At 46.5% G+C, this 8,051-nt stretch carries 6 protein-coding genes; 5 read left to right on the top strand and 1 reads right to left on the bottom strand.

Translation table 11 applies throughout. The features are described from left to right. Window positions 1-215 precede the first annotated feature (215 nt). Window positions 216-2,675: a beta strand repeat-containing protein gene (locus OU814_RS30320; RefSeq protein WP_268243179.1), complete on the top strand. Its 2,460-nt coding sequence runs from the start codon at window positions 216-218 to the stop codon at window positions 2,673-2,675. A 71-nt stretch (window positions 2,676-2,746) separates the two neighbouring features. Here the strand turns inward: OU814_RS30320 and OU814_RS30315 are convergent, their stop codons facing one another. Then, window positions 2,747-2,950 carry a hypothetical protein gene (locus tag OU814_RS30315; protein ID WP_268243178.1) on the bottom strand — a complete coding sequence of 68 codons (204 nt, stop codon included), beginning with the start codon at window positions 2,948-2,950 and terminating at the stop codon, window positions 2,747-2,749. Between the two features lie 920 nt (window positions 2,951-3,870). Here OU814_RS30315 and OU814_RS30310 point away from each other — a divergent pair. From OU814_RS30310 to OU814_RS30295, 4 genes are all read left to right on the top strand, one after another. Continuing rightward, window positions 3,871-4,608, top strand: a complete 738-nt coding sequence (locus OU814_RS30310; RefSeq protein ID WP_268243177.1) for a hypothetical protein — start codon at window positions 3,871-3,873, stop codon at window positions 4,606-4,608. Window positions 4,609-4,611: 3 nt separating this feature from the next. Continuing rightward, window positions 4,612-5,262 carry a response regulator transcription factor gene (locus OU814_RS30305; RefSeq protein ID WP_268243176.1) on the top strand — a complete coding sequence of 217 codons (651 nt, stop codon included), beginning with the start codon at window positions 4,612-4,614 and terminating at the stop codon, window positions 5,260-5,262. Then, window positions 5,262-7,202 carry a CHASE2 domain-containing protein gene (locus tag OU814_RS30300; protein WP_268243175.1) on the top strand — a complete coding sequence of 647 codons (1,941 nt, stop codon included), beginning with the start codon at window positions 5,262-5,264 and terminating at the stop codon, window positions 7,200-7,202. The genes OU814_RS30305 and OU814_RS30300 overlap by 1 nt, the downstream gene beginning before the upstream one ends. 111 nt (window positions 7,203-7,313) lie before the next feature. Further along, window positions 7,314-8,048 carry a DUF928 domain-containing protein gene (locus OU814_RS30295; RefSeq protein ID WP_268243174.1) on the top strand — a complete coding sequence of 245 codons (735 nt, stop codon included), beginning with the start codon at window positions 7,314-7,316 and terminating at the stop codon, window positions 8,046-8,048. The last annotated feature ends 3 nt before the right edge of the window (window positions 8,049-8,051 follow it).

The following is an 8,051-nucleotide window of genomic DNA, read 5'->3' as shown; positions in this document are numbered from 1 at the left end:
GACTTAGGTCAACCTGGTTGAGCAATTACCCTGCTCGTGGGGTGGCTTTTTATTTTTGGGAGCGCGATCGCACTCCTGCACTTAATCAATGAAGTCAGTCAATCCAACCACTTCAGGCACGAAGCCTGGGGACGCAGGCTTAACTAATCAAGACTATATTTCTCTGTTCACGGGCACTCTACGTTTGACATATCAGGTTGTGAGGTCAGACGGGAATGAAGCGGGCTATGCTCACGTTAGGTTGGCTCTGTCGAAGCATGGTTGCACTGTTGGGTGAAACTATCGTCGAGACTGCTCGCGTTCAGGCACAAGTCATTCCCGATGGCACCTTGCCAACTGCAGTCACAACGCCTAACAATCTCGACTTCATGATCGATGGAGGTACTCGATCGGGCAACAATCTATTTCATAGCTTCAGCCAACTCTCCATTCCCACAGGTGGCTCTGCTCTCTTCAACAACGCTACAGATGTCCAGACCATCTTCGCCCGCGTTACCGGAGGCGGCGCTTCCAATATTGATGGACTCCTCAAAGCCAATGGCACTGCGAGTCTGTTTCTGCTTAATCCCAACGGCATTCTATTTGGAGTCAATGCACAGTTGAATATTGGTGGTTCCTTTATCGGAACGACTGGCAATAGCATCCAATTTGCCGATGGTACCGAATTCAGTGCCGTCAATGCTACCGCACCACCTTTGCTGACGATGAGTGTCCCTGTGGGATTACAGATGGGAAGCAATCCGGCATCCATTACCGTTCAAGGCACAGGGCACGCTCTGAGCACTCCTAATCCCAATGGATTACCTCCGATCTCGGTGGCTCCCAGTGCTACGGAATTACGGGTTCAACCAGGACAAACCCTTGCTTTGGTGGGTGGCAATTTGAGTCTCAACGGTGCGACCCTAAGCGCCCCTCAGGGTCGAGTTGAATTAGGCAGTGTGAGCGGTGCAGGGCTGATTCACCTCAATTCCACTACTCTGGGTTATCGCTTGGACTATGAGCAGGGTCAAAGCTTTGGAGATATTCAACTGGCACAAAAGTCACTCGTCGATGTGAGTGGAGTCAATGCGGGATCAGTTCAGTTCCAGGGACGTCAGATTCAATTCACCGAGGGTTCACTGATCCTGTCGCAAAATTTTGGTTACCTGCCCGGTGGGGAAATTCGCCTGCGAGCCTCAGGCTCGATCGACATGATAGGTTCAACGGATTCACTTATTTGGAGTGGAATTCGCAGTGACACGTTTGGCATTGCAGCGGGGAGTAACATCAGTGTCGTGACACCCAAGCTAACTATTCAAGATGGGGCAAGTTTGGCTAGTTTGACGCTGGGAACTGCGACGAGTGGAAATATCGACATTCAGGCATCTGCTATTAAAGTGTCTGGTTTTCTGCCCAACAATCCTAGGAGTGTGACTAGCCTGAGTACCTCTAGTTATTACAGTTCGGGAAATGCGGGTGATATCTTTGTCAATGGGGACAGTTTAGTTATCTCCGGTGGCGCTTCATTGACTTCAGCGACCTTAGCTAGTGGCGCAAGTGGTCAAGTCACAATCCACAATCATCAAACCACGATAACGGGCGGCAATCCCTTCGGGTTATCTAGCTCTATTAGCTCATTTACGTTTGCAACCGGAAACGCTAAGACCTTAACCCTGAATACAAACCGGCTAAAAATTCTCAATGGAGGAACCGTTGCATCAGCAACATTCTTTACAGGGAATGGTGGTGATCTCAAGATCAATGCGACGGAATCCATAGAGATCAGTGGCTACAGCCAAATCAATAACAGCAGCATCTCTTCTGCTCTACTCTTAGATCCGCGTGTACCACAGCTATTTGATCTACCTGTCCTCTTAGCAGCTAAGGCAGGAAATGTGAGCATTTCCACACCCAAGCTGATTCTGGCAGACCGTGGAACAGTGAGTGTAACGAATCAAGGAAGTGGTGACGGTGGCATGTTGAGCATCAAAGCCGATACGATTCAACTCAACCATCAAGCCAGCATTCAGGCAGAAACAGCGTCAGGCAATGGTGGGAATATTGCTTTAGACGTTAGCAAACTGTTACTGCTACGGAGCAATAGTGCGATCACGGCAACTTCGGATGGAAATGGTAACGGTGGGAATATTACGCTCAATTCACCCGTGATCGTGGGATTAGAAAATAGTGATATTGTCGCCAATGCAGCGCAAGGTAAAGGCGGAAATATCCAAATTACGACTCAAGGCATTATTGGATTGCAGTACCGCGATCTCCAAACACCAGAAAACGACATCACGGCTAGTTCCGGCATCGGCGTGAATGGCAATGTTGAAGTCAACAATGTGGGAGTCGATCCGAACTCTGGCTTAGTCCAGCTCTCTACCACGCTCATCGATTCTAACCAACAAGTCGCAGCAGGTTGTTCTAGCACTCAAGGCAGTAGTTTTGTGATCACAGGACGAGGTGGGATTCCTCAAGATCCGACTCGGAACGTAAGCCACGATCGTGCTTGGAACGATATGCGTGATCTTTCGGCTTTTCACAAAACCGCGATCGCGCCAGTTCCAACTCAGACTGCCATGCTCGTAGAAGCAACAACTTGGTATCGCCATCCCCAAACCGGGAAGGTCGAATTAGTTGCAGCCCAACCGGCAAAGACTTCTTCAACAGTGACTTGTGCTGCAAAATATTGAATCAAGCGCGATCTCAGATGAGCTCATAGCCTAAAACGAGCAGCGCATTGCCCGTTTAGAATTCCCTACACTCAGCGATCGCACTCGGAGCCATAGAGGACTTTTCCTGATTCATCTGGAGAAAATCTTACGCACCATTCCCCATCCGCCAGCCAGATACGCAACGGATGGTGAACAAACTTACCGTAGATGAAGGCGAGAACCACGATAACCAGGGATGAAATCACGACCCCTTGAACCACTTTCAACGGGCGGGCTGTCCATTGATTTTCCATTGGCGCAAATCTTGAGGGACGGGCTTAGGATTCCCAGACGTGGAGTTCGTCGAGTGAGGACTTCTAATCTCTAATCAAGTGCATGTTAGAACCACGCTATAAGACTTCCAGCTATTAAAATCAGCTTCTAACACACAAAGAGACATGGTATCAAATCGGTATTCATAACTTTTTACTGGGATTTCTTCCCTTAAGAAGCTGTGAATACGCTTTGATATCGCGTTCCATCCTATTCAGTTGTGTTTCGGTTTTAGGGGTAATTTGGGGTAATGTTTTTCCCTGACCTTTGAAACCTATGGCTCAGGCGAGATTTGAACTTGCGACCTTGGGCTTATGAGTCCTCAAAAGAAGCTAATAAATATAAGGCTTTCAGCATTTATTAAATTTTATTACCCTCAATTTACCCCCGACTACTTTATTCATAGGGTTAAATTTTAAAGAGAAAAAACGTCATTCCGTCATCTCGAATTGGCAACCCATAATTGCATCAGTATTTTTAGCCATTGACAGTGCATGTCAAATGAACATCAATTGTCAGTTGATTCAGAGATTTGCTAACTTCTGATTTTCTGGATCGCAGCCAACACGGCAGTTTCGCGGAAGACCCTTGAGGCACTGAGTCATCTGTTGTTTCTGAAGCCTTGGCTGTGGACCAAGAGTATCGTGGATTATTGCTTACAAAAGAAGATTGGCAGCAATTGCGACACTCTTCTTCACAAGACCAAAGTGACCGTGAATAGGCATTTCTTACTTAATTGTAGGTAAGAGATTGGGTGCTTGCGTTACGACACTTTAGGTATGAGAGAATTGCACTTTTCTGCAATCTAAACTGTTGATTCATCCGAGAGAATTAGCACAAAGCGGTAGCGAGATCATAAGCGATCGCGCTTATCGTTAAATGTAATCTTCTAAAACAACTTGTGAATCAAGCCGTTTTAGATCTCTCAACTTGTAAACTCATCGTGTTTGAGATTGTTTGTGTTTTGGCTTTAGTCGGCTTGAGCGTCTCCTATTTCAGGATGCGTCATGCTTGGCTATGGTGGTCGCAGCGACAATTTCTGAGATCGCATGAAGAAGCTGAAATCATTCGAGATCGCTTATTACAGCAGTCATTCACGATGCGACGAGGCCTAGAGAGTGCACTGATTGATACTCATGATTCATCGCTCAAAGCTTGTCTAGAGCAATTTAATCTGTTTCATCAATCGCTGAATGCACTTAGCGATCGCTTGTCTCCGCCTTATCTTGAGGACAATCTGACCTTAGCGATTGAACATTTGCTGAATTCCTGGAAATCTGAACAGGCTCATTTGACAATTGATTTTAAGCATCCGTCTGTTTGGGAGCATGCTCCTCATCCCAGTGATGCATTGATTCTAGATGCGTTAGATGAAGTATTACGAATCGTGAGTACTCACTTATTGACACCCATAACAATCTTTGTCAGTCTCAATTATGTCCGGAGTCAAATTAATCTCGACATCCATATCCCTGATGCAGAGGATTTGAACATTCATTCGGATCTAAAGCGTCTTTCTCAAGTGGTGCGTTTCCTGACTGGAGGATACTGTTCTTTCTCCTATCAACAGCAGGCGCTCACTTGGCATTATCGACAGCATCGCTCTGATGCAATCGCAAAACCGACCTGCAAGGACTGAGTTATGCCCCACCCTCGAATTCTGGTCGTTGATGACCATCCCCTTGTGTTAGATGCAACTGTCAATTCACTACGACGAAGTTATCCAGAGTCAGATGTGATTGTGGCGCAAGCAATTCACGAAGCGCTAGAAAAAACTGCGAGTCTCAAACCTGATTTAGTCATTGTTGATTTGTCAATGCCGATAGGCGTTGGAGAAAAGCCACAACCGGAGACTGGATTACAGTTGCTCAAAGCACTCATGCAGCAAAATCGTACACTCAATATTGTGGTTCAAAGTGCTGATCCAAAGCCTCTGATTCGCTTGAAATCGATGATTAATGAGCATGAAGGAGGATTTACGATCGCAGATAAGCACCTCTCAACAGATGCAATGTTGCGACAAGTCGAATTAGCGCTGCAAGGGATATCTGTGACTCCACGAGAAATGCGGATCGGATTAGAAATGAAGGCAGATTGGTTAACGCTGTTGCAACTTGCCTTTGTAGAAGGCTTGACCGATAGTGCAATTTCAGAACGCATGAATGTTGCAGAACGGACTGTGCGGCACTATTGGACGAAAATTCAAGATGCCTTAGAAGTCTATCCAGAAAAAGGTAAAAACATTCGGATTCAAACTGAGATGCGTGCAAGAGAAGCGGGGTTACTCGATTGATGGCATTTTCACTGCGACAATGGCTGTTGAGTGAACTGAAAGCTTGGAAGTCGGCGCTGATCCCTGGCATTTTGGTAATTGCGGTGATCCTGATCATGAGAGCTTTCGGATGGTTACAGCCTCTAGAATGGATGGCACTCGATGGATTGATGCGACATCGTCCCCCTGAACCGATGGATGAACGAGTCGTGATCATTGCGATAGATGACGAAGATATCGCGCAGTTGAAAACCTATCCTATTCCTGATCGAGAACTCGCTGCCACGATCTCAAAGTTACAAAGCTATCAGCCGAATGTGATCGCGCTCGATCTCTATCGAGACTTGCCCATTGAACCGGGGCATCAAGAGTTACTCCAAGCCTTTCAAACCCATCGCAATCTATTTGCGATCGAACAATTGCCATTTGGCAATAGCTCTGCGATTTTGCCGCCAAAAGGAGTGCCTGAGGAGCAAGTTGGCTTTGCGAGTATGCCGTTAGATGACGATGGACATTCACGGCGACATCTGATTGGAGCAACTGATCCGAGATATGCAAACAGTCCTGAAGCAGCTAATCACTATAAATTCTCGATCGCGACTCAGCTGGCAATCTATTTTCTCAAAACTAAAGGGTATAAAGACGAAGCAGGAGTGTCTGATCCAGAAACGCTCCGCTTGGGAACTGTTGAATTACCGAGAGTGCATCCCAACACTGGCGCATACATTGGACTCGACTCTGGTGGCACGCAGGTCTTAATCAACTATCGTAGTGGCATAACTCCGTTTCGGGTGCTCTCCCTGCGCCAAGTGCGACAAAATCAGTTTCAACCCGATTGGATTCGGGACAAGGTGATTTTGATTGGAGTCAATGCCAGTGGAGTGAAGGATTTTGTTAACGTGGCTGCGATTCCATTTCAGAACTCAGCTTTGTATCCCGGCGTGAAAGTTCACGCACATTCAGTCAGTCAAATCTTAGCAGCAGTTTTAGATGGACGACCCTTGTTACACGCTTGGAATGACTGGGCAGAGTCTCTCTGGATCATCGGTTGGGGAATCTTTGGGATTGGAATTGGGCGAAAACTGCAAGCGCCCTGGCAGATTGTACTGGCAGTTGTGATGTTTGGCTGTCTCCTGATTGGCATGAGCTATCTATTGCTGTTCATCGGGGTATGGATTCCTTTAGTTCCAGTCCTGATCGTGTTTTTCTTCAATGGAGCCGGACTGGCGGCCGGATTGCTATACCGCACGAAGCAAGAATTAGAAACGCAAGATGCGATTCGGCAAGCGGCTTTAGAACAGGTCTTTAATTCGATTCACAACCGCCCGCTTCAGCAGTTAAGTTTTATGATGAGACGGCTAAAAGATCAGCCGATGCCCACAGATGAATTGATTCAGAACTTAGAGCAGATTGATAAAGAGTTGCGATCGCTGCGGCACGATATTGGGCGAATTGCTCAAAGACAAGGTGATCAAATTCGAGTTGGGGATGAGTTACTCGATTTGCACCTGCCCCTGAATGAGCTATTACAGATTGTCTGTAGCACGACATTGCAGCGCTTTGAAGAGTTTCCAACGTTTAAGAATTTGAAGGTGCGCTTGATTGATATTCCATCCAGTGCAACACAGATGATTCAAGATCAAGGACTCTCGATCGCTCAAAAAGATTGGCTCTGTCGATTTCTAGAAGAAGCCATTTGTAATGTTGGTAAACATGGCATCAATGTGACGAGAATTGAAGTGTTTTGCGGTAAAGAGTATAAATACCAAGTGATTCGAGTTGCAGATAATGGGATCAATCAGCCCAAACCGAGGCAATTGAAATCCCGCGATCGCAATCGTATTAGTGGTACGCAGACAGCGAAAAAGTTAGAAAGACAACTCCGAGGCGTATTTAGACGGGCACAGAATCAGCCTCAAGGCATGATTTGTGAATTGAGGTGGAAAGCGAAGCGCGAATGAATCTGTGAAGTCAGCTTGACAGATTTCGGCATTCAATTTGACTTTTATTGACCTGTCTCCTGCGTATCAATTCTCATATAGTTAGGGTGAATCATTCGCAAGGTGTAAATTATGACAAGCTTAAAATCACGTCATCACATTTTAGGGTTAGCAGTGTGTTTTTCCCTGTTTACTGCAACGGCAGCATGGGCGAGATTTAATCCAAAACCAACCACACCTGTTGGTCCGATGACGACAGGTGGAGTGCGTGGCTGTGCGACTGAAACGCCGCTTGCGTTTACTGCTCTAGCACCCGTGAGTACCATCACTGAACTCACTGCAAATCAAGCGCTCGTGGCATGGTATTCTCCCGATCGTGCGGCTTATCAAATTACTCTAAACCTGTATGAAGTGGTTGCACCGGGAACGGCTCCGACTCCCTGGAAACTGGTCAAACAGGTGGACAAGTTTGAGAACAAGGAAGGCGTGAAGTTTTATCGATTGCCTGCGGAATTATTACAAGAAGGGAAGGTCTATGCTTGGCAAGCTGTGCTCGAATGTGTTCCGGGCTATCCTTCTGCAGATATTGTTGTCGAATCTCAGTTTCAGGTCGTTTCTACACCGATTGATTTACAGAAGCAACTGAATAAAGCCATGGATGCTCGTTCTAGAGCAAAACTCTATGCTGCTGCGGGTTTATGGTACAGTGCTCTCACTGAGGCAGAGCCATCTAGAGCAATTCAGTTAGAGCTACTTCAGGATTTAATCATGTATGAGCAAACTCAAAATGCTCCTTCTCCCTGGCTGGAGCTAGGACGCAAACATAGTGAATCACTGACCAAGATTGTAGAAACATTGAGTCAGTGATCA

The sequence above is a fragment of the Leptolyngbya sp. GGD genome (assembly GCF_026735145.1).
Classification (GTDB): Bacteria; Cyanobacteriota; Cyanobacteriia; order Leptolyngbyales; family Leptolyngbyaceae; genus Leptolyngbya; species Leptolyngbya boryana.
Note: the sequence above shows the minus strand (reverse complement) of the source record. Positions and strands in the feature narration are given on the sequence as shown.